This window comes from uncultured Thalassospira sp. (assembly GCF_963976115.1).
Taxonomy (GTDB): domain Bacteria; phylum Pseudomonadota; class Alphaproteobacteria; order Rhodospirillales; family Thalassospiraceae; genus Thalassospira.
Genome location: NZ_CAXBJJ010000001.1, coordinates 266,778 through 287,948 on the forward strand (window position 1 = coordinate 266,778; position 21,171 = coordinate 287,948).

Consider the following 21,171-nt stretch of genomic DNA (forward strand, 5'->3'; position numbering starts at 1 on the left):
GTCAATTGCTTTTCTGTTTCCGCAAGCACGTCATTATTATACGAAATGGTAGTCGTCACCACAATCATATCTGCTTTATCATCACAAGATGCAGTGCCCGCCAAGTTATGTTAGAATAATCTGGTACTTAAAACATGGTCACAGCGCACCATTGGCTGGCAACACATCAGAACGGTTTTGCCAATCCGCGTTTTTGCTGTGCCATGGGCATGACGAAACCTGCCATGCCTGATGATGCCTGAAGTTACCTGAAACAACAGCGTAAGGAGGCCCCCGATGAGACCAGAACTGGAAATCTTTCGCCGCAGCCCAACCGGCCCGCGCCTGTGTGCGCATCCTGTTGTGTTTGTCCATGGGGCCTTTACGGGTGCCTGGTGCTGGAACGAACATTTCCTGACCTATTTTGCAGATATGGGTTTTGAAACCATTTCCTTTTCCTTGCGCGGACATGGGGGATCGGGCGGGCGCGATATTCGCAGCCTTGCCTCGATTGACGATTACGTCGATGACCTGGAAACGGTGGTTGACACGCTGGGTCAAAAACCAATCCTGATCGGCCATTCGATGGGCGGATATGTGGTGCAAAAATATTTGGAAAAACACACCGCACATGCCGCCATTCTTATGGCATCAGTCCCGCCAGAAGGATTGCTGGCATCTAACGCCATGATGGCATTTTCCCAGCCTGACCTGTTTTTGCAAATGTTCTGGTTACAGGCAATTGGCCCGCACACCCTACTGCGTGATCGGCTGGGCCGGGCCATGCTGTCATCCGATGTCGCAACGGACGACGGCATGATTTACTTTGGCCGCCTTGAAACCGAAAGTCATCGCGCCTTGCTTGATATGGCCGGTGCCAACCCGGTATTTTTGTCCCCCACAGACATCCCGCCAATGCTGGTGATCGGGGCGAAAAACGACGAAATCGTGCCAAGCGAAATCGTTCAGCACACAGCAACACGATATGGTGCCGACTGCATTTTGGTAGACCATATTGCCCACGCCATGATGCTTGATGCCCGCTGGCAAACAGCTGCTGATGCTGTTTTGGGCTGGATGAAAGAAAATCTGGCTGACAAAACAGAAAAACCGGGCAAACAAAACGCCGCCTGACAGTCGCCGTCCGACCACTGCAACCCCAACCGCCCCGAACCTGATCGTGGAATACCCAAAACGGGATGAAAGCCAAAAGCGTTTCATCCCGTTTTGGCGAAACAGGCACTGTCTTTATGCGCGCGTTACGAGATTGTTTACTTTCCAAAGCGGGTTTTTTCTGAAACCATCAATCTCCTGTATTCAGGCCATAACAGCAAAAGACAGGACGCCATGACAGGTACAATCCCCCCGAAAACTTCATCTGCGCCCGGCCCATTCCGCCATGCCATAGTGCCATGCATCGCTATTGCCGCACTGCTCGCCACGCTGGCATCGCCGCACATGGCACAGGCCCAGCAGGCAACCGATGCCATCGCCCCGGAAAGCGGTGTCGCGACCAGCCAGACGCGCCCGGCCGTAAAATCGCAAAACTGGATGATCAGTGCCGCCAACCCGTTGGCCGCACAGGCTGGTGCCGATGTGCTGCGCCGGGGTGGCAATGCCATTGATGCCATGGTTGCCGTGCAGGCAATGCTGGGGCTGGTGGAACCGCAATCATCGGGGCTGGGCGGCGGATCGTTCATGGTTTATTACGACGCGGCCCATCAAAAACTGACCACAATGGATGCGCGCGAAACCGCCCCGATGGCGGCAGATGAAAATCTGTTTATGGGTGCCGATGGCGAACCGATGAAATTTTATGACGCCGTTGTCGGTGGCCGGTCGGTTGGCACGCCGGGCACACCCATGTTAATGGAAAAGGCCCATCAAAAATGGGGCCAAATGGCATGGCCCAGCCTGTTTGAAATGGCAATCGACCGGGCCGACAAGGGCTTTCTGATCAGCCCGCGTCTGGCCGAACTGATACAGGAAGATGGCGGAAAACTTAAAAAAGACCCCGAAGCCGCAGCCTATTTCCTCGATGACGACGGCAACCCGTTGCCAGCGGGAAAGCTGCTTAAAAATCCGTTCTATGCCAATACGTTACGCACTCTGGCACAGGGCGGTGCCAATGCCTTTTATAACGGCCCTATTGCCGATGACATTGTCAAAAAGGTACAGGGGGCCAGTTGGAACCCCGGCTTGCTTTCAAACGCCGATCTTTCGGCCTATGACGTCAAAGAACGCGATCCGGTTTGCGCGCAATATCGGGGCTATGATGTCTGCGGCATGGGGCCGCCATCATCAGGGGCGCTTACGGTTGGGCAAATACTGGGCATGATCGAACCTTACGACATTGCCAAATTCGGCCCCTATTCCGCCAAAAGCTGGCGGCTGATTGGCGATGCCTCGCGCCTGGCCTTTGCGGATCGTGGACGCTATATGGCCGATAGCGATTTTGTGCCGATGAACCTTAAGGGCCTGGTCGATCCTGGCTATCTGGCCCAGCGTGCGCGTCTGCTTTCTGGTGGCATGGCCCTGCCCGCCGATAAAGTCCAACCGGGCAACCCGCCGCAAATTCATGCTGCCAACTGGGGCGATGACACCGCCATCGAATTCCCCTGCACCAGCCATTTTTCAATTGTCGATTCCTGGGGCAATGTGGTGTCAATGACCACCACCATCGAAAACGGCTTTGGCTCCCGTCTGATGACAAACGGTTTCCTGTTAAATAACGAAATGACCGATTTTTCGTTTAAACCTACCGATGCCAAGGGTATGCCGGTTGCCAACCGGGTTGAACCGGGCAAACGCCCGCGTTCTTCCATGGCACCCACCATTGTCATGCAGGGCAGCCAGCCGGTTATTGCCTCCGGCTCGCCGGGTGGCAGCCGCATTATCGGCTATGTCGCGCAATCGCTTGTCGCCATGATCGATTGGGGCATGGACCCGCAACAGGCCGCCGCCATGCCGCATCTGGTGAACCGTTTTGGCACATTCGACGTTGAAGCAGGCACAAAAGCCACCGAACTGGCCCCGAAATTGGAAGCCGCCGGTTTCAAAACCGACATCCGCGACCTTAATTCGGGTTTACATATCATAAAAATCGGTCCCGATGGCCTGACCGGTGGCGCTGACCCGCGCCGTGAAGGTGTTGTGATCGGTCAATAAGCCCAAGACAATCGCATAACCAACATCAAAAAAACGGGCCAGTTGCGGCCCGTTTTTCAATATAAATTCGATCAGGCAAAACCGGCAATCACAGCCAGATTTTCAACAATGCATACAAGTCCTGGTGGCCATTGGCGATATAATGCACGCCATTTTCGCACAGCAATTCGCCCGGCGTTTCACCCACCAGCCCGATTGTGGTGGCGCCGCTGGCAACACCGGCGCGAACGCCGCTAATGCTGTCATCAATCACGATGCAATCGTGAATATCCACGCCCAGGCGACTGGCGGCCAAAAGATATACATCGGGGGCGGGCTTGGCATTAGGCACATCGCGGGCCGAACAGATGCGCCCGGTAAACCGGCCTAACAAGCCGACCTTACCCAGCGACACATCCATCTTGTCATGCGGGCCATTGCTGCCAATGGCAAAGGGAATATTTGCCACCTCCAGCATATCCAGAATGTCGTCAACGCGCTCAAACGGTTCCATATCATTACGCAAGGCTTCAAAAGTGCGTGCGTAACATTCAGCGGTCCAGTTTTCAGGCAAGGTAACGCCATACATCTCGGTCATTTTCGGGCCAATCATGGCAAGGGTGCCGCCCAAAAACAGCTTGTGGGTCATGGTTTCCGTTACCGGGCAGCCATATTCGTTTAACAGTTTCACCAATACGCGATTGCCAAGGTTTTCGGTATCAACCAAAACCCCGTCGCAATCAAACAGCACCGCGCCGACTTTGGGTTTTACAACAACCTGATCCATTACGATTTCACCAGGTCGGACCAACGATTTTCATCATAGGCAACCGTACGCACCGCACCAAAATCCACCACCGGGCGTTTGATCACGGTTGGATTATCAGCCAGTATCTGTGCCGCGGCCGCATCATCGTTTTCAAGCACGGCTTTGTCGGCATCCGAAAGGTTGCGATAGCTTGGCCCGCGTTTGTTCATCAGAACCTTGCCGCCAACCTCGTCCAGCCACGTCATAACCAGTGCTGGGTCCAACCCGTCAACGCGAAAGTCATGGAACTTTGTTTCAACACCCTGCCCGGCAAACCACGTCAGCGATTTGCGCACGGTGTCGCAATTTTTAATGCCGTAAACCGTAATCATTAAACTTCCTGTTTTTCTGCCCAGGCGCCCGCTATTTCCCGCTGACAACAGGAACGGGGTCGTCCTTAATTCTGTACCTTATATAATGAAAGCCACGGGTAAACAGCAATCCCGCCCGTGAAATTTCTGTTCATCCTGCCAAATGGCATCGGATGGTCGCATAATTCAATTCTCGATATATCATCTCCCACCGCAATCAACTATAAGAAGGCAGCATAATTGATCTGTCACACAGCATCATTGCTTGACTGATGTAATAATAACGGCATCTGATCTTGCACAAAGGTCGCAGCATGAACGCGCACTCATCTGCACGGCACGATACCAGCCCGGACCATCAACCAATATGGAAATGGTTGGCAGGGGTCACGGCAACCCTCGCCATCTGGGTACTGGTTTACAACCAACTTGTTCCCTTGTCGGAATGGCTTGTCTCCCTGTTGCCGATAGATCCGGCAAGCCACGCAGGACAAGCGCTGACTTTCTTCTTTTATGACACGCCAAAAGTCTTGATGTTGCTGGCGCTTATCGTCTTTGCGATGGGTGTTGTCCGCAGCTTTTTCTCGGCTGAAAAAACCAGAGCCTTGCTGAGTGGCAAGCGCGAAGGATTTGGCAATATCATGGCTGCTGGCCTGGGTATTCTCACCCCTTTTTGCTCGTGCTCCGCAGTACCGCTTTTTATCGGCTTTGTCTCTGCCGGGGTTCCTCTTGGCGTGACATTTTCCTTCCTGATCGCGGCCCCGATGGTCAATGAAGTTGCCCTGGGGCTGTTGTTCGGGCTGGTCGGCTGGAAGGTTGCGTTGACCTATCTTTGCTTTGGGCTAAGCGTTGCCATTGTTGCGGGCTGGGTTATCGGGCGCCTTAAACTCGAAAACTGGCTTCAAGACTGGGTAAAAGAAATACAATCGGGTAACGCCGTTGAAATCCCGACCGAAAAAATGACATGGATTGATCGCATCGAACTGGGTATCGACGCGATAAAGGACATTGTTGGCCGGGTCTGGATCTGGATCATCGTTGGTATCGCAACGGGCGCTGCCATCCACGGTTATGTGCCTGCCGAGCTGATGGTGCGCGTAATGGGTGCCGATGCCTGGTGGTCAGTACCTGCCGCCGTCCTGATTGGCATTCCGATGTATACCAATGCAGCGGGTGTTATTCCAATCGTCGAAGCCCTGCTTGGCAAGGGCGCCGCACTTGGCACGACACTGGCCTTCATGATGTCGGTCATTGCCCTGTCCCTGCCGGAAATGATTATCCTGCGCAAGGTCCTTACCGTGCGGCTGATTGCGGTTTTTATCGGTGTCGTGGGCAGTGGCATTCTCGCCGTTGGATTCCTGTTTAATTTTCTTTTCCAATAAAACACATTTGGAGCAAACGACATGAAAGACGTTAAAGTCCTCGGCCCCGGCTGCAAGCGTTGCGAGGCGACCGAAAAAATGATCGCCGAGACGGCCTCGAAACTGGGGATCGCGGTGAATATCGAAAAGGTAACGGACTATGCCGAAATCGCAAAATCCGGCATCGTTTCAACGCCTGGCATCATTATTGATGGCAAGGTCGTTCACGCCGGTGGCCTGCCAAAACCGGAACTGCTTGAAAAATGGTTACAGGCCTGATGCGTAAGGGATTGGTCCGGTTTTGGCGCTGGTGAAACGGGATTAACGTGCCATCATAGGTGCCTTGCGGGTCCTATTCTTGACTTTAGGCGGGGATTAGGGCATCGCAAGAGACTGTTTTGTATGATGAGACGTATTTTGGCATGACCACCCGGCACGATATAAATCGCAAAATTTCCATCGCCCCGATGATGGACTGGACAGACCGGCATGATCGCTTTTTTCTTCGGCTGATCAGCCGCCATGCCCTGCTTTATACCGAAATGGTCACAACCGGTGCGCTCATCCATGGTGATGCCCACCGGCATTTGCGTTATAACGACGGCGAACATCCGGTTGCCCTTCAGCTTGGCGGCAGCAACCCCGAGGATCTGGCGCGCGCCTGCGACATTGCCAATGCCTATAACTATGACGAAATTAACCTTAATTGCGGTTGCCCGTCTGACCGGGTGCAAAACGGGGCTTTTGGCGCGTGTTTAATGGCACAGCCTGACACCGTGGCCGATTGTATTCGGGCGATGGTCGCGGCATCCAATGCGCCGATAACGGTTAAAAACCGCATCGGGATTGATAACCAGGAAGATTATCCGTCGTTAAAACGGTTTGTTGAAACCGTTGCCAATGCGGGCTGTAAAACCTTTATCGTTCATGCCCGCAAGGCATGGCTTAACGGGTTAAGCCCCAAGGAAAACCGCGAAATTCCCCCCCTTAAATATGATCTGGTGTATCAGTTAAAGCAGGAACTGCCAGAGCTTGAAATCATCATTAACGGCGGCATTAAAACACTCGATGAAACCGAAATGCATCTGGCCGAGGTCGATGGTGTGATGATTGGCCGGGAAGCCTATCAGAACCCCTATATTCTGGCCGATATTGACCAGCGTTTTTATGGCGATACCGTCCCCGCGCGCACCCGCATACAGGTGGTTGAAGATATGCTGCCTTATATTGATGCGCATTTAGCTGAGCCCAACGGCATGTTGGGCCATGTTACACGCCATATTCTGGGCCTGTTTCAGGGCCTGCGCGGGGCCAGACAATGGCGTCGCTACATCAGCGAAAATGCCCATCGCAAGGATGCCGGAACCGATGTTGTCCGCGCCGCACTGGCATTTGTGCGCGACACCAGCGATGCCGGTGACGAAGCCCTGCGCGCATGATGCAAAAGGTGAAACCACAAACAGGCAAAAAGCCTGCCGACAAACCGTGGTTCGACCCTGCTGCTCCTTTTATTCGCCAATCATCGCACACCAATGACGTTGCCATCATTGGTGGCGGCATTGCCGGGGCATCGTGTTGCCATGCCCTAAACCAGCGCGGCATTAAAACCACCCTGTTTGAACAGCAAGATACACTGGCGAGTGGCGCATCGGGCAATCCGATTGGGATGCTAGAGCCCTATATCACCGCCGATAACAGCCTGTCGGGCCAGTTTTACCAAGCCGGATACCAGCATAGCCGCAATCTTGTCCGGCAGCTTTTGGCCGAAGGCGAAGATGTCGAGGCGGCCTTTTGCGGCGTTTTGTCCCTGCCCGCCAACCCGCGTGATGCCATCCGCCAACAGGCGATCCTTGACCGTCTGTCACATGCGCCAAAGGCCGACACACCAACATCGGTTCAGCACCTTGACCCAAAAGCCGCCAGCGACGTGCTGGGGTTAAGTGTTTCTGTCGGCGGGCTGTTTTACACAGATGCAGGCTGGGTAAACCCGCCGTCGCTATGCCGGGTACTGGCCAAACAGGCGCGTATGAAACAGGGCATTCACATTGCCCGCATCACGCATCTTCAAGGCGGCGGCGCCCGCCTGCATGACCAGCAAGGATCGCATCTTGGCGATTTTGGTGCCGTGATCATTGCCGGGGCCATGGAAACGGCACACTTTGCCCAAACCCGTTGGATGCGTGATTACATGATCGCCCTGCGCGGGCAAATATCATGGTTTTCCAATGCACTGCTTGGCGATTTAAAAGTAAATTGTGTCCTAAGCCACAAGGGGTATTTAACCCCGGAACGGGCCGGTTTACATGTTTTTGGCGCCACATTTGACCGGCACGCCAACAATACCGACATTACCGAAAATGACCACGCCGCTAACATTACCCAACTGAGCCTTGCCGTGCCCGACCTTGCCGCACGGCTAAGCCCGGGCGTGCTTGGCGGGCGGGCCGGGCTGCGCACCACCACCCCCGATCACCTTCCCCTGATCGGCCCGGCACCCGATTACGCAGCTTATCTTGATGCCTATCCCGACCTCGATAAAGGCCGTTATTACGCGCGATATTGCAGTGCGCCTTACCATAAAGACGTGTATGTCTGTACCGGGTTCGGGGCGCGCGGCATGATCGGCGCGCCCCTGGCCGCCACCATCATTGCCAACCAGATCGCTGGTCGCAAACCACCTTTGCCGCCGCTTGTGCAAGAAGCATTACATCCTGCACGTTACATTGTCAGAGCCATCAAACGCGGACTCCTCGCCCCATGACCCCCGACGCCCCTGCCTCGCGCAAACGAACCGCCGTTATTTTGGGCCTGTTTTTTGTGGGCCTGTTTTTAATACAGGGTGTGTTTTTGCCTTATTGGCCGGTATGGCTAAAGGGGCACGGGTTAAGCGGCGGGGAAATTGGCATTTTACTGTCGCTGCCAAACTGGATCCGCATTTTTGCCGACCCGCTGATTGCGCAGCAGGCCGACCGGTCGGGCAATCGCAAAACCCCCATGATCCTTCTGGCCGGGATCTATATCCTGACCATCATCGCCTTTGCCTTTGCCGATGATTTCTGGTTTTTGCTTGGCCTGTCCGCCATCATCGGGTTCAGCTTTGCGCCTTTGCTGCCGCTTGGCACCACCATTACGGTGCATGAATGCAAACGCCAGGATCTGGATTATGGCCGGGTGCGTTTATGGGGCTCGCTGGCGTTTATTGGTGCATCTTACGGGGCGGGCTGGGTGCTCGATGCATCGGGCAACAATGCCATTATCTGGATGCTGTGTGCGGCCGGTATTGTCAATTTCGCCATCATCACCCAAATGCCCAACCCGCAAACCGACCGGCCCTTGCGCAGTGGCTCGTCAATCATGTTTTTGCTGAAATGCCCAACATTCCTGATCTATCTGGGCTGCATCTGTTTTGCCCAGGCCAGCCACGGCACCTATTACGGGTTTGCCTCGGTCCATTGGGAAGATGTTGGTTTTTCGCACGATGTCATTGGCCTGTTCTGGGCTACCGGCGTGGCTGCCGAAATTGTTTTGTTTGCCCTGGCTGGCAAATATATGCGGTCTTATCATCCCGGCCTGTTGTTTGCGGTGGGGGCGCTGGGCGGCATTGTCCGGTGGACCGTTTTGGGCATGACCGATAATTTCTGGCTGATTTTGCTGGTGCAGCCGCTTCACGCCCTGACATTTGGCATCGCCCATCTTGCCGCCATCGGCTTTATCGCCCGGGCCGTTCCCGCGCAAATTGCCACCTCGGCGCAAAGCCTGATGGCAACATTATCGATGGGGTTGTTTCTGGGGGGTTCCATTTGGGCATCCGGGCCGATTTTTGAAAGCATCGGGTCGAAGACCTATCTTCTGATGGTCATATTTTCGGCTCTGTCATTTATCTTTGCCCTGTGGCTGCGCCGCCGCTGGCAAGAAGGACAAACCATTCCCATATAAGGGCCGACCGATATATCCCGTATTATTATGTGCATGATCGCCCTTACGCCAAATGACAGAACGTGATTGTCTCTTTGCCATTCAGGCAAAACCGGATAAATATCGGCCTGGCACACGTCAAATTTTTGCCATTGCACGCCCGAAAAGGACGATAATGACTGACCTTCCCTTTGCCAAAAAACTGCGTCGCTGGAAATTGGGGCTAAAAACCCTGTTTGGCAAAGAACCGGCGGGTTATTTCATTCCTTATCGGTATGCCGCCCAAACGCAGCGCGCCGTTGGCCGCCCGCATTATACCGGTCTGGAACAAAAATTTTCGCACCATCGCAACGACATTAAAGCATGGTTGTTAAAGGCGGAGCTGTATCGCGACGCCCTTGTCGGGTTTAATCAGGCAACCCCGCCAGACCCTCGCTGGGAACAAGGCTGGTTCCCCGGCATGGATGGCATGATGGCCTATGTCATCACCCGCGAAACGAAACCCAAGCGCATTGTCGAAGTGGGATCGGGGCACAGCACACGATTTTTCTATCGGGCCGTCCTTGATGAAGGGCTAAATACCGAAATTGCGGCAATTGACCCGGCGCCACGCGCCGACATTGCCCAATTGCCCATCACGATCCACAAAAAAATCGTGCAAAAGGTGCCAATGTCGGTTTTCGCTGATCTTATGCCCGGCGACATTCTGTCAATCGATAGCAGCCACATCCTGATGCCAGGCACCGATGTGGATATGTTGTTTTCCAACGTCCTGCCCATCCTGCCTGCCGGGGTCATTATTCATATCCACGACATTTGCCTGCCCAACGACTACCCGACATCGTGGCGGTGGCGTGGCTATAACGAACAACAAGGTGTTGCTGCCCTTTTGGCCGGGAACGGGTTTGAAATTATGTGGTCATCGGCCTTTGCCAATACATTCATGAAAGACAGCGTTACGGCATCCATCGCCAATGACCTGCCTTTGGTAAATGGCAGCATCGAAACCAGCCTGTGGCTACGCAAAAAATAGGGCTGCGGCCCCTGCCCGATAGAAAACGATAAATCAGTTTTTATACGGGTCGGCCGCGTCGCGCAGGCCATCGCCCAAAAAGTTAAACGCCAGCACCACAATAATCACCGGCACCACCGGCAACATCAGCCACGGATAAACCGCCACGGCATTGATGTTCTGTGCTTCGTTTAACAACACCCCCCAACTGGTCACCGGCGGGCGCAAACCCAGTCCCAAAAAGCTGAGGGCCGTTTCCCCCAAAATCATGTTGGGAATGGAAAGAGTGACCGACGCAATCAAATGGCTGGCAAAATTGGGCAGCAAATGGCGCGCAATGATGCGTTTTGGCGTTGCCCCGGTCAGACGGGCTGCAAGGGCATAGTCTTCCTCGCGCAGGGCCAAAAATTTGGACCGCACGGCCCGGGCAAGGCCGGTCCAGTCGATCAGGCCCAGAATGATGGTAATGCCAAAATAAATCAGAACCGGGCTCCAGGTCACCGGCAAGGCAGCCGATAATGCCATCCAGAGCGGAATTTCCGGCAAAGATCGAATCACTTCAATCACACGCTGTACACAGCTATCCACCCAGCCGCCAAAATACCCGGCAGCCCCGCCAATCATGACACCCAGAAAAAAGCTGACGGCAATGCCGACCAGACCAATGGTCAGCGAAATGCGGGCACCATAAATGATGCGCGAAAACATATCGCGGCCCAGTCGGTCGGTCCCCAGCAAAAACAGGGTTCCCTCTTTGGCCGGGCAAACCAGATGCAGGCTGGCCTCAAAAAGCCCCCAAAATTCATATCTATCGCCAGAACATAAAAACCGCAGCCGGTCGATTTTTTCCGGGTTGGGAACATAGTTCGGTTTCAAAGTTTCCATATCGATGGAAAAATCGGTGCCATAGGTAAACGGGCCAATAAATTTACCATCATCAAACAGATGAATTCCCTGCGGCGGATGGTGAATATTTTGGCTATCGCGGCTTTCCTGGGCATAGGGTGCCAAAAATTCGACAATCAAAATTGCCAAATACATCACAGCCAGAACAATCAGCGACACCAGTGCCAACCGGTGCTTCTTTAACCGCCACCAGATCAGCTTCCATTGCGAGGCCAGAAAATACTTTTCCTGCTCTGGTGTCAGTTCTTCCTTGTCCCACGGGTCAAAGGGACGGCTATCGACAAAATGTTCGTCAGCGCGATCGGGTGTCCGGCGGCTCATTCCGATATGCTCCCTTGCAGGCGAATACGCGGATCAAGCCAGGCCAGCAACAAATCCGATACAAACATGCCAACCACCGTCAGCAAAGCCAGAAACATCAAAAACGACCCGGCCAGATACATATCCTGACTTTGCAGGGCGGATAGCAACATCGGCCCTGTGGTGGGCAATGACATCACCACCGACACCAGCACCGAGCCCGAAACCACCTGGGGCAGAATATTGCCAATATCGGAAATAAACGGGTTCAGCGACATGCGCAGCGGATATTTAAACAAAACCTTTAACGGCGACAGGCCCTTTGCTCGCGCTGTCACCACATATTGCTTGCCCAGTTCATCAAGCAGATTGGCGCGCAAACGACGGATCATGGAGGCCGTGCCCGATGTGCCAATCACCAGTACCGGCGCCCATAAATGTTCAATAACCGACATGACTTTTGGCAAGGACCAGCCGGCATTGATAAATTCCGGGTCCATCAGGCCGCCAATCGATGTGCCAAAAACCACATTGGCGTAATAAAGCAAAACCAGCGCAAACAAAAAGTTGGGCATGGCCAGCCCCAGAAACCCCAGCAGGGTAATACCATAATCGCCCCAGCTATATTGCCGGGTGGCGGAATAAATACCAATCGGGAAACTGACCAGATAGATAAACAGGATGGTGCTGAAATTAAGCACCATCGACAACCACAAACGGTCACCGACAACATCGGTTACCGGCATGTTATATTCAAAACTAAAACCCAGATTGCCATGTAAAAGCCCCCACGCCCAATGCACATATTGCATGTAAAGCGGTTCATCCAGGCCATATTGCGCCCGCAAAAACGCGATTTTAGCCGGGTCAACCGCCTCGCCCTGGGCTTTTAGCTCGTTCATATAGGTGGTTAGAAAATCGCCGGGAGGAAGCTGTATGACAATGAAAACCAGCACGCTGATCATAAACAACGTGGGTATCATTACCAATAGCCGCCGGGCCAAGAATGTCAGCATTCGTGCCGTCCCCCCTTATGTAGGCCGATTTTAACGCACCATCCCCGTTCAGTGCGTTAAATTATTCTAACTAAAGCATATTTCCTTTAGCGATCCCACCAAAAGGTATCGGGATGATAAATGCCAAAAAATCCGCCCGGCTCCCAGCTGTGAATGCCTTTTTCCGGGACGTTTTTCAAACCGTCGGCCACGACAACCGGTTGTGGCACATTCCCGACCAGACCGATAGAGAACAGATTGTCGGCATTAATATCAAGAATATGCTCCCACGCCTCTTTTTGCTGGTGTGGGCCGCCCGTGCGCCATTCTTCATACAGCTTCATCAGTTCCATGGCCGCAGGCATATCGGGCTGCTCGCCAGCTTCGCCGCCGGTATCGTAATACTGGCCCCATTTCGGCCATTGCAGGCTATCCTGATTAACCGGTACAAATTCCGACGGCACGGTTGACGGCACCGCCAGGCCGTTATCAATGCCGGTAAAAATCGACATCACGGTATCACCGCTATAGGCGCGCGTACGCATCACTTCGCGTTGCAACGCCTTGACATACAGCTTAACACCCGCCTTTTTCCAGCTATCGCCAATCAGTTCAAGAATATCGTCCTGTTCGGGGTTTTCACCCGTCGTTTCAACAATAATTTCCAAAGGCCGCCCATCGGGCATCAGGCGAATGCCATCGTCATTGCGTTTATCAAGCCCGATGTCATCTAGCAGAGCATTGGCCTTACCCAGGTCAAAGCCGATATTTTCTGTGGCATATTCTTTTTTGAAAAGCGGGCTTTTGGGCAAAATGGTATTATTGCGGGGTGTCGCCAACCCGAAAAACAGCACCCGGTTCAGCTCGGTCCGGTTAATCGCCAGCGACAATGCCTTGCGAAACCGCAAATCGCGCAGCAATTTACGCCAGACCGGGTCCGATACCGTCAAGTTCGGATACAGGGTGGCGTAATTGCCATACCCCACATCCCACAGGCGCACATGATAGGACTTCTGCTTTTCTGACTGCTTTAGGAATGTGTAATCTTTCAGGGTCAGAATACGGCTTTGAATATCAACTTCGCCCGCGCCAACCTTGGCGGGGACCAGCTTGGCATTGGCAATATTGAAAATCATCCGGTCGATATAGGGCAACTGGTTGCCGTTCGGATCGACCCGATGAAAATAAGGGTTACGTTCAAAAACAAATCGCTCGGATGGTTCCTGGGTGCGAATGATCCAGGGCTGCAACGTCGGCAGGTTGATGTTTTCCAGCTTATAAGGCCGGTCCATATCGGTTTCTAAAACCGCCCAATTGCGCAAGCTGCGTTCTTTGACCATTTGCTCAAGTTTTTGCGGGTCCTGATATTTCGCATGAAACTGTTTGAGGTAATGCGCAGGCCGATAAATAAACGGGGGCCGTGTTGCCGCCAGTTCCGGCAGGAAAAACGGGTTGGGCTGCGACCAGCTATAGCGCACGGTATATTTGTCCAGCACCTCGAATTTCGGTGGTTCGCCATCCACCAGCAAAAAACGCGGCGGGCCTACGGGAAACAACTGGTCGTTATTAACCACATCTTCCCAGTAAAACCGGAAATCCTCGGCGGTAAAAGGCGCCCCGTCGGACCATTTATGCCCTTTGCGAAGATGCAGGGTAAACACACTGCCCTCATCATTCACATCAAGGCTTTCCAGAATATCGGGTTTTAAATCCAGATTTTGATCATAACCAATCAGGTGGGTATAACCATAAACCACCGCCATGCGGATGTCTTTTGACCGGCCCATGATGGTCACCAGGTCACCACCATATTTGCCAATCTCTTTGCCCTCGGCGGCAAAATCCATTTTCAGAGGATGTTCCGGCAGACGCTGTTCCATCGGCGGCAAGGTGCCTGCCTTGATCTGATCGGCAAAATAAGGCACCTCGGCCCAGGCGATATTGGTGAACATGGAACTGGCCCAAAGCACCCCCACCCCGCCCCAAACGGTTGCCCGAAGCACACCGCCCAAACGGCGTCGCCTTTGGGCTGTCGACACAATTTTATTTTCAATGCGGGCAGTTCGGGAACTTGCGAGCGACACCATCAAACAGCCATCTCCTGATAATCGGGTCGTGACATACGAACAAAGTGATCTTCGGACAATTGCACCATGGACGGGTTAGATCCGCGATCCACCGTAAAGGGCGCAGGCCATGCCGCAGGATCGGAACATTTACCGTCAATGATTTTTGAAAAATCCAGCGGGTGATCCAGATCGGCATAAGGCACGGCATTTAACAAGGCCTGGGTATAGGGATGGGCCGGATTGCGAAACAGGCTAGCCCGCGGGGCTGATTCAACAATCCGCCCGGCACACATCACCGCAATACGGTCTGCCATATAATCAATGACCGCCAAATTATGCGATACAAACAAATATGTCAGATTAAGATCACGCTGCAAATCTTTTAAAAGATTAAGTATTTGTGCTTGAACCGATACATCAAGTGCCGATGTGGGTTCGTCCAGGATCAATAAATCCGGGCGCAGACACAAGGCACGGGCAATACCGATACGCTGGCGCTGCCCGCCCGAAAAACTGTGCGGATAACGGTTCAAAAACCGGGGATCAAGCCCGACCACCTCCATCAGCTCCAGCACCATTTTGCGCCGATATGCCGATGTACCAACCCCGTGAATCAGCATCGGCTCGCTGATCAGATCCTGCACCGTCATGCGCGGATTAAGCGACGAAAACGGATCCTGAAACACAAACTGGATGCGTTTGCGATAGGGCGCTAACCGGCCTTCATCCAGCCCGACCAGTTCGGTCATCTGCCCACTTTCACCGCGAAACAAAATGCTGCCACTATCAGGCGCCATCGCCCGCATGATCAGCTTGGAAAGCGTGGTTTTACCACAGCCACTTTCGCCCACCAGGCCAACACATTCCCCCCGCCCGACCGTCAGCGACACATCGCTAACCGCCTCGATACGGCGTTCATCCATGCCAAACCAGCCGCTTTTCCGCACCGGGAAACTTTTGCTCAGATGCGAAACTGCCAATACGGCTTCCCCCCGCCCCCCGTCAAACAGACGAGGATTTACAGGGTCCGATACCGTCGATGACGAAACGCCCTGGTCCCCGATTTGCCCCGGCCTGGTCGCGGCACCGGCATCATCATTTTCTTCCGATACAACACCTTTGGCACCCTTAACCGATCCAACAGTCGCGTGCTGTTCCAGACAGGCCATTTTTCGGTCAAACTTGTCGACCAGTGTTAGCAGCCCGTCAATGCGCGGCTTGATTTCGCGCAAGGGTTTAAGGCGTTCGCCCGAGGCCATGTCAAAATGCGGCACCGCCGCCAACAGCGACCTTGTATAAGCATGACCGGGATTAATGAAAATGTCGTCGGTTCTGCCACTTTCGACAACCCTGCCATTATACACCACCACCATATGGTCGGCCATATTGGCGACCACGCCCAAATCGTGGGTAATCAGCAGCACCGACATTTTCAGGTTTTTCTGCAAATCCTTTATCAAGCGCAACGTTTGCGCCTGGATCGTCACGTCAAGGGCGGTGGTCGGCTCGTCCGCCACCAGCAAGGCCGGGCGGCAAACCAGTGCCATTGCGATCATCGCCCGCTGACGCAACCCGCCGGAAAGTTCAAACGGATAGGTCCGCAATGCCGATTTTGCACTGGGAAAACCAACCAGTTCAAGCATTTCACGTGCCAGATCACGGGCTTCACTGGCACCAACTTTCTGGTGCAGGCGCACAGCTTCGCAAATCTGATCGCCAACGGTGTGTATCGGCGAAAGCGAACTCATCGGTTCTTGAAAAATCATGGAAATGCTGCCGCCACGAATAGCGCGCATTTCGGCGCTGTTGGGCGACAGCATGGCAATATCAACGCGCGTGCCCGGTTTTTTCGGGTCGGCAAAAACAATGCTGCCCCCCGCGATCCGGGCCGACTTTGGCAAAATTCCCATAATTGCCTGCGATATGGTGGTTTTGCCTGACCCGGATTCGCCCACCAAAGCAACGGTTTGCTGCGCACCGATCCGAAAGCTGACCTTATCAACAGCCTTGGTTCGCATGTGAGGCGTTACAAATTCAACCTCAAGATTGCGGATACGCAGAATATCGATCATTGCCCCTCGCCCGTTACCCCGCCCTGGCGCGCCTGGGCGCGAACAATGTTGTCCGCCTCGTCCAGGCGCATCAGGTTGGTTCGTGTCACATCGTCTATCATAAGCTGGTTTTCGGTCGCGGCATCGCGTGCCAAATCCAGCAACCGGTCAAACCCCTGCAACGTGGATTCCACAACCAGTTTTGTCCCCTCGGCCCACAAGGTCATTTCAAACCAGCCTTTTTTGCCATCCCGGCGGGTGCTGAAATACCGCAGGCGAAACCCCGAAAGTTCCGACCAGCCAAAGGCCGAGCCCGACAACACCCCACTTTGCCGAATACCGTATTCAGAAACATGCAACCGGGACTGCATCCGCAGCAAGGTGCGCACCAAATAGACCAAAAACAGCAAAATCAATGCCGCCGCAACCCAGCGCAGCAATTCAATAATATCCGGTGTCACCGCGATCCCGGCGCATAAAACCATCCCGATAACAGACCGGATCAGATCGGGCATGACAACACGGCGCGGATATTTCATGACCTGCACATCGGTATTGCGCATATCAACCTTCTCGGGCACCACCGGCGACGCGTCCAGCACGGCATCGGGCGTGCCTTGCGGCCCCGTTTTGGCACCCGGCCGATCAGATGACTGTGCGGACATTTTGGCTGTGTCTTGCTTTATTGCCATGGGAACACTCCGGCAATGGCCTGCCAGCGAAGGGCGGAGTGTTCAAACGAGAACAGATCATGCAGGAACGCCGTGGTTGGCGCGTCATGCACCAGATGATGGGTTAAAAGACCGGTTGTTTCATCTTCATCAACCGCCCCGGTGCGCCGCCCGTTCAAATGCGCAATCATCGCATCCAGACACGGCCCGTCGCCGACAAAACCACGCGTACCGCGCCAGTCAATCACATCGATATGGGTATTCACCTGCAAAAGCCCCGGCACAGCATAAGGTGCCCGTCGCGGGCCAAAGGTTGACACGGCGCGCAAACCGATATCGGGCAAGCCCGCCATCACCTGCGGTGCGATGCGGTTCCAGGGGGGCACCATCACCGGCAAAAAACGGCTGGCAAAGCGCGCTGTCAAAATATCAAACCCGGTTTTCATGTCCGCCAAAACGGATTCGGCAGGTCGAACATCATCAAGTTCCTGCTTTTTACGGTCTGCCGGAGCATGGCTTTCATGGCGCCAGCCATGTTGCAAAACACGGGTATCAATGGTTTCAACCAGCCGGTCAACAAGGTCATTTTCAACCTTTCCCGGAATGACTGCCAGGGCCAAAGGCACACGATAACTGCGCTCGCAGGAAAGAATTTCCTCAAGCTGCGGGGTTAGCGAAACGGCATCATCGTCGCGCCACCACATCGTCGCGTATGTCTCGCTTTGCGCCCAACAATCAAGCTCGGCGCGAAGGTCATCCCAGGTGCCCATGGTCTTTTCCCATTATTATTGCCCTGATTTTAGCCGCACCTATACGCGCCCCGTCCAGCGATAATTCAAATTCCTTGGGAAAATCTGCATTATCAATCGCTTTTGCCAGTGTTTTTGGGGTCAATTGTGCTGCTGGCAACAGGGAAATGATGTTTTTAGCGGCAAAAATTTCGGCGCGTTCGGTTTGTTCGCTTTCGCCGCCTTCGGCAAACGGCACCATGACCGATGGCACACCGGCAACCAGCACATCCATCAGGGTGTTATAGCCTGCCTGGGATACCGATACCCTGGCACGGGTTAACCGTTGGCGAAAATCGCTTAAAAACCGGTGCAGGGTAATGTTTTTTGGCAACTCACGGCTTATCGCAGCAAAATCATCTGCCGGAAAATGCGGGCCGGTAATAATGTCCCACGGAGCAGAAGCATATTTTTGGGAAAGCGGCATGGCGGCAATGGCCGCCCGGATCAGATCAACCCCAACCGCCCCGCCCCCGGCCGATACCACAACACCATCACGCAAAACATCGCTTGCGGGGACTTGTGGTGCAACATAGCCGGTATAGTCCAGTCGCCCGGCAAGGTCGGCGGCAAAGGGAAAGCTGCGTTCAAACCCGAAAACCGCCGGGTCACCATGCACCAGTATCCGGTCAAAATGCGACAAGGCCACATCGCGCATCCAGCGTTCTTTGGCAATGTCGGTTTTGCGCACCAGTAAATCGCGCACCGAACACACCCGCGTCACCCTGTCCTGCCCCGCCTGCTCCAGCAGGGGGAGCAATTCAAACCGAAAGGCCCGACGGCCAAAGGGAAACATCTCGACCATCAACAGGCGCGGTGACAACAGGTGATAGGCATCAAACAGGGCCTGCTTGCGGTTGGCTTTCCAGCCATCGTCAACGACAACGCCCTTTTCATCCACCAGCCCGGAAAAGCCGTGATCGGCACTGCGACAGGGCGGCAGTTGAAGGACGTTATCGGTGCCAAAATCAATTGCGGCGTCGGAGATACCGCCGCTGACCACGCCAACACTTAACCCCGCCTGGCGCATGTCGCGCACCAGCAAAGCGGTGCGGCGCACATGGCCAATGCCCAGCAAATGCTGCACATAAATCATGACATCTGTCATTCTGGCGTCCCTTTCGTCGCAACAAGGGCGAGGTTTAACTGTTTTACCGACAAACCACATTGTGCTGACCAGTGAAACACATGCAAGGCATCCCAATGCAATTTATCAGGCATTTTGCCCATCATGTTCCAGCCAGTCGCACGGGCGTAAATCGCCCGGATAAGCCCCTTATGGGCCACAACACCAAAATTGCCGCCATCCCATTGCGCTAAAAACGCCTCAACCCGGCCTAAAACATCGCGCGGACTTTCGCCGCCATCGGGCCGAAAATCCCAGCCGCGATCTTCGTTTGTCGTCATCTCCGGCCCAAGATCCGCGCGCAGGAATGACAATTTTTGTCCTTCCCACCTGCCCCAGTTCATTTCGATAAAAGCTGGCAAAACACCTGCCGGGGGCAGGCCCAATGCCTGCGCCGTTTGCAACGTACGTTTTAACGGGCTTGTATACCATGGCATATCCGACCACGGGGCGGGAACCTGCAACCCCGCCAGTTTGTCAATGGTTTGAGGCAGCAGGCCAATGTCGCTATGCCCCTGTATGCGGCCTTCCACGTTCCAGGATGTGGCACCATGACGCAACAGGACAAAGAAATAATCAAACATCGCCAGCGTCCTTTACGTTTATAATCGGCGAAATCACGCAATCGAGCATCTGTGCCGCTGCCGAAATATCATGATGTTCCAACGCATTTTTGGCCGCCTTTTTACCTGCATTCTTAAGGTTGACCGGGTTTTGCAACTGTGATGCCAAAACCCTGGCAAAGGCTTCAACATCGCCTTCGGGCACCAGCCACCCCGTTTCCCCATCGCGGACAATGCCGCTCACACCGCCGCTATTGCCAGCCAATACCGCAACGCCGGCAGCCTGGGCTTCTAACAGGGCCATGCCATAGGCTTCACTGATCGCAGGCCAAACGCATAAATCGGATTGTTCAAGATAGTGCCGGGTTGTTGCCGCGTCACACTGCCCGGCAAAATAGACCTGACCGGGCGCAAAACCGGCAAACAGGGCCGCAACATCGCCGCGCGCAGGGCCATCGCCGACCAGCGTCAACCGCCACCGGGTTTGCAAGGCCGGTGGCAACGCCGCAAGGGCGGCGGCCAGAACCGAAAAAGATTTTAACTTGTCGCCGGGGCGCATCATGGCAACGGCAATCAAATTGACACGATCGGTGCGGGGTTCGGCCAAAGGGCCAGATTTATCAAGGCCAGCTTCGAGACTGGCCCATGTGGCAATATCGGCAAAAGGAGGTAAAAAATGTAATGCCCCGGCCCTGGCAACCGGATGCAGGCAGGCCATATCGGCCCGGTTCGGGCAAAAAATGGCATCGGCCTGTTTGATCGCGCGCTCAATAGCATGATGGCTGGCGGCCCACGGACCATAGGCCCGTTTGGGCGCGTGGGATGCCTCGCAAATAAAATAGGGAATGCCAAGCTCGGCGGCGACCAGCGGGCCGATCCAGTCCGGTGACTTGTAATAAAGATGATAGGTGAACCAGGCATCGGGACGCGGTAAAAATCCGTTTTCATAACGGCGGATCAGCCGCCGGGCCAGCTTGCCCCCCAGTTCAGCGAGCCGAGCCTGCCGCAAAGCATTGCCATCGCCCACCCGACTGCGCAGCTTTGACGCCACATCGACGTCATATCCCGCCCGTTTTAACGCCGCCACAAGCAACCTTGCCATCAATCTGTCACCCGATGGCACCGGATGATCAAGTGGCTTTAACGGGGCGTAAAACGCAATCCGCACG

General features: G+C 54.3%; 19 protein-coding genes. 8 read left to right on the plus strand and 11 right to left on the minus strand.

All coding sequences use genetic code 11. The annotated features are described in order from the left end of the window. The first annotated feature begins 276 nt into the window (after positions 1–276). Positions 277–1,113: an alpha/beta hydrolase gene (locus AAC086_RS01285; protein WP_339774342.1), complete on the plus strand. Its 837-nt coding sequence runs from the start codon at positions 277–279 to the stop codon at positions 1,111–1,113. 213 nt (positions 1,114–1,326) lie between these two features. Continuing rightward, positions 1,327–3,147, plus strand: a complete 1,821-nt coding sequence (gene ggt, locus AAC086_RS01290) for a gamma-glutamyltransferase (RefSeq protein WP_339774343.1) — start codon at positions 1,327–1,329, stop codon at positions 3,145–3,147. Between the two features lie 88 nt (positions 3,148–3,235). Here ggt and AAC086_RS01295 read toward each other — a convergent pair whose 3' ends face one another. Then, positions 3,236–3,913: an HAD family phosphatase gene (locus tag AAC086_RS01295; RefSeq protein WP_339774344.1), complete on the minus strand. Its 678-nt coding sequence runs from the start codon at positions 3,911–3,913 to the stop codon at positions 3,236–3,238. After that, positions 3,913–4,266: an ArsC/Spx/MgsR family protein gene (locus tag AAC086_RS01300; protein WP_339774346.1), complete on the minus strand. Its 354-nt coding sequence runs from the start codon at positions 4,264–4,266 to the stop codon at positions 3,913–3,915. The genes AAC086_RS01295 and AAC086_RS01300 overlap by 1 nt, the downstream gene beginning before the upstream one ends. A 293-nt stretch (positions 4,267–4,559) precedes the next feature. On the opposite strand from AAC086_RS01300, the gene AAC086_RS01305 reads away from it, so the two are divergent. The 6 genes from AAC086_RS01305 (at position 4,560) to AAC086_RS01330 (ending at position 10,554) form a co-directional block, all read left to right on the plus strand. Next, the gene (locus AAC086_RS01305) at positions 4,560–5,627 is read left to right on the plus strand and encodes a permease (RefSeq protein ID WP_339774347.1); all 1,068 of its coding nucleotides are present in this window, start codon (positions 4,560–4,562) and stop codon (positions 5,625–5,627) included. Between the two features lie 21 nt (positions 5,628–5,648). After that, entirely contained in the window at positions 5,649–5,885 is a 237-nt protein-coding gene (locus AAC086_RS01310; RefSeq protein WP_339774349.1) for a thioredoxin family protein, read from the plus strand. 143 nt (positions 5,886–6,028) lie between these two features. Next, positions 6,029–7,045: a tRNA dihydrouridine(20/20a) synthase DusA gene (gene dusA, locus AAC086_RS01315; RefSeq protein WP_339774665.1), complete on the plus strand. Its 1,017-nt coding sequence runs from the start codon at positions 6,029–6,031 to the stop codon at positions 7,043–7,045. An 8-nt stretch (positions 7,046–7,053) separates the two neighbouring features. Continuing rightward, a complete protein-coding gene (mnmC, locus tag AAC086_RS01320) occupies positions 7,054–8,367 on the plus strand; it encodes an FAD-dependent 5-carboxymethylaminomethyl-2-thiouridine(34) oxidoreductase MnmC (RefSeq protein WP_339774351.1) in 1,314 nt (437 codons plus the stop codon). Further along, the gene (locus AAC086_RS01325) at positions 8,364–9,542 is read left to right on the plus strand and encodes an MFS transporter (protein WP_339774353.1); all 1,179 of its coding nucleotides are present in this window, start codon (positions 8,364–8,366) and stop codon (positions 9,540–9,542) included. The genes mnmC and AAC086_RS01325 overlap by 4 nt, the downstream gene beginning before the upstream one ends. 154 nt (positions 9,543–9,696) lie before the next feature. Then, a complete protein-coding gene (locus AAC086_RS01330) occupies positions 9,697–10,554 on the plus strand; it encodes a class I SAM-dependent methyltransferase (RefSeq protein WP_339774354.1) in 858 nt (285 codons plus the stop codon). 33 nt (positions 10,555–10,587) lie between these two features. On the opposite strand, the gene AAC086_RS01335 is transcribed toward AAC086_RS01330, so the two are convergent. The 9 genes from AAC086_RS01335 to AAC086_RS01375 form a co-directional block, all read right to left on the minus strand. After that, positions 10,588–11,760, minus strand: coding sequence for an ABC transporter permease (locus tag AAC086_RS01335; protein ID WP_339774356.1), 1,173 nt, complete (start codon positions 11,758–11,760; stop codon positions 10,588–10,590). Continuing rightward, complete coding sequence (locus AAC086_RS01340; protein ID WP_339774357.1) at positions 11,757–12,755, minus strand: ABC transporter permease; 999 nt, start codon at positions 12,753–12,755, stop codon at positions 11,757–11,759. The genes AAC086_RS01335 and AAC086_RS01340 overlap by 4 nt, the downstream gene beginning before the upstream one ends. A gap of 86 nt (positions 12,756–12,841) precedes the next feature. Then, positions 12,842–14,821, minus strand: a complete 1,980-nt coding sequence (locus AAC086_RS01345) for an ABC transporter substrate-binding protein (protein ID WP_339774358.1) — start codon at positions 14,819–14,821, stop codon at positions 12,842–12,844. Continuing rightward, the gene (locus AAC086_RS01350; protein WP_339774360.1) at positions 14,821–16,875 is read right to left on the minus strand and encodes an ABC transporter ATP-binding protein; all 2,055 of its coding nucleotides are present in this window, start codon (positions 16,873–16,875) and stop codon (positions 14,821–14,823) included. Before AAC086_RS01350 ends, AAC086_RS01345 begins: the two co-directional genes overlap by 1 nt. After that, on the minus strand, positions 16,872–17,546 hold the full coding sequence (locus AAC086_RS01355) for a hypothetical protein (protein WP_339774361.1): 675 nt from the start codon (positions 17,544–17,546) through the stop codon (positions 16,872–16,874). The genes AAC086_RS01350 and AAC086_RS01355 overlap by 4 nt, the downstream gene beginning before the upstream one ends. Continuing rightward, on the minus strand, positions 17,537–18,295 hold the full coding sequence (locus AAC086_RS01360; protein WP_339774362.1) for a polysaccharide deacetylase family protein: 759 nt from the start codon (positions 18,293–18,295) through the stop codon (positions 17,537–17,539). The genes AAC086_RS01355 and AAC086_RS01360 overlap by 10 nt, the downstream gene beginning before the upstream one ends. Beyond that, complete coding sequence (locus AAC086_RS01365; protein WP_339774363.1) at positions 18,279–19,421, minus strand: glycosyltransferase; 1,143 nt, start codon at positions 19,419–19,421, stop codon at positions 18,279–18,281. The genes AAC086_RS01360 and AAC086_RS01365 overlap by 17 nt, the downstream gene beginning before the upstream one ends. Then, positions 19,418–20,023, minus strand: a complete 606-nt coding sequence (locus AAC086_RS01370) for a histidine phosphatase family protein (protein ID WP_339774364.1) — start codon at positions 20,021–20,023, stop codon at positions 19,418–19,420. Before AAC086_RS01370 ends, AAC086_RS01365 begins: the two co-directional genes overlap by 4 nt. Continuing rightward, positions 20,016–21,170, minus strand: a complete 1,155-nt coding sequence (locus AAC086_RS01375) for a glycosyltransferase family 4 protein (protein WP_339774365.1) — start codon at positions 21,168–21,170, stop codon at positions 20,016–20,018. The genes AAC086_RS01370 and AAC086_RS01375 overlap by 8 nt, the downstream gene beginning before the upstream one ends. Position 21,171: the final 1 nt, after the last annotated feature.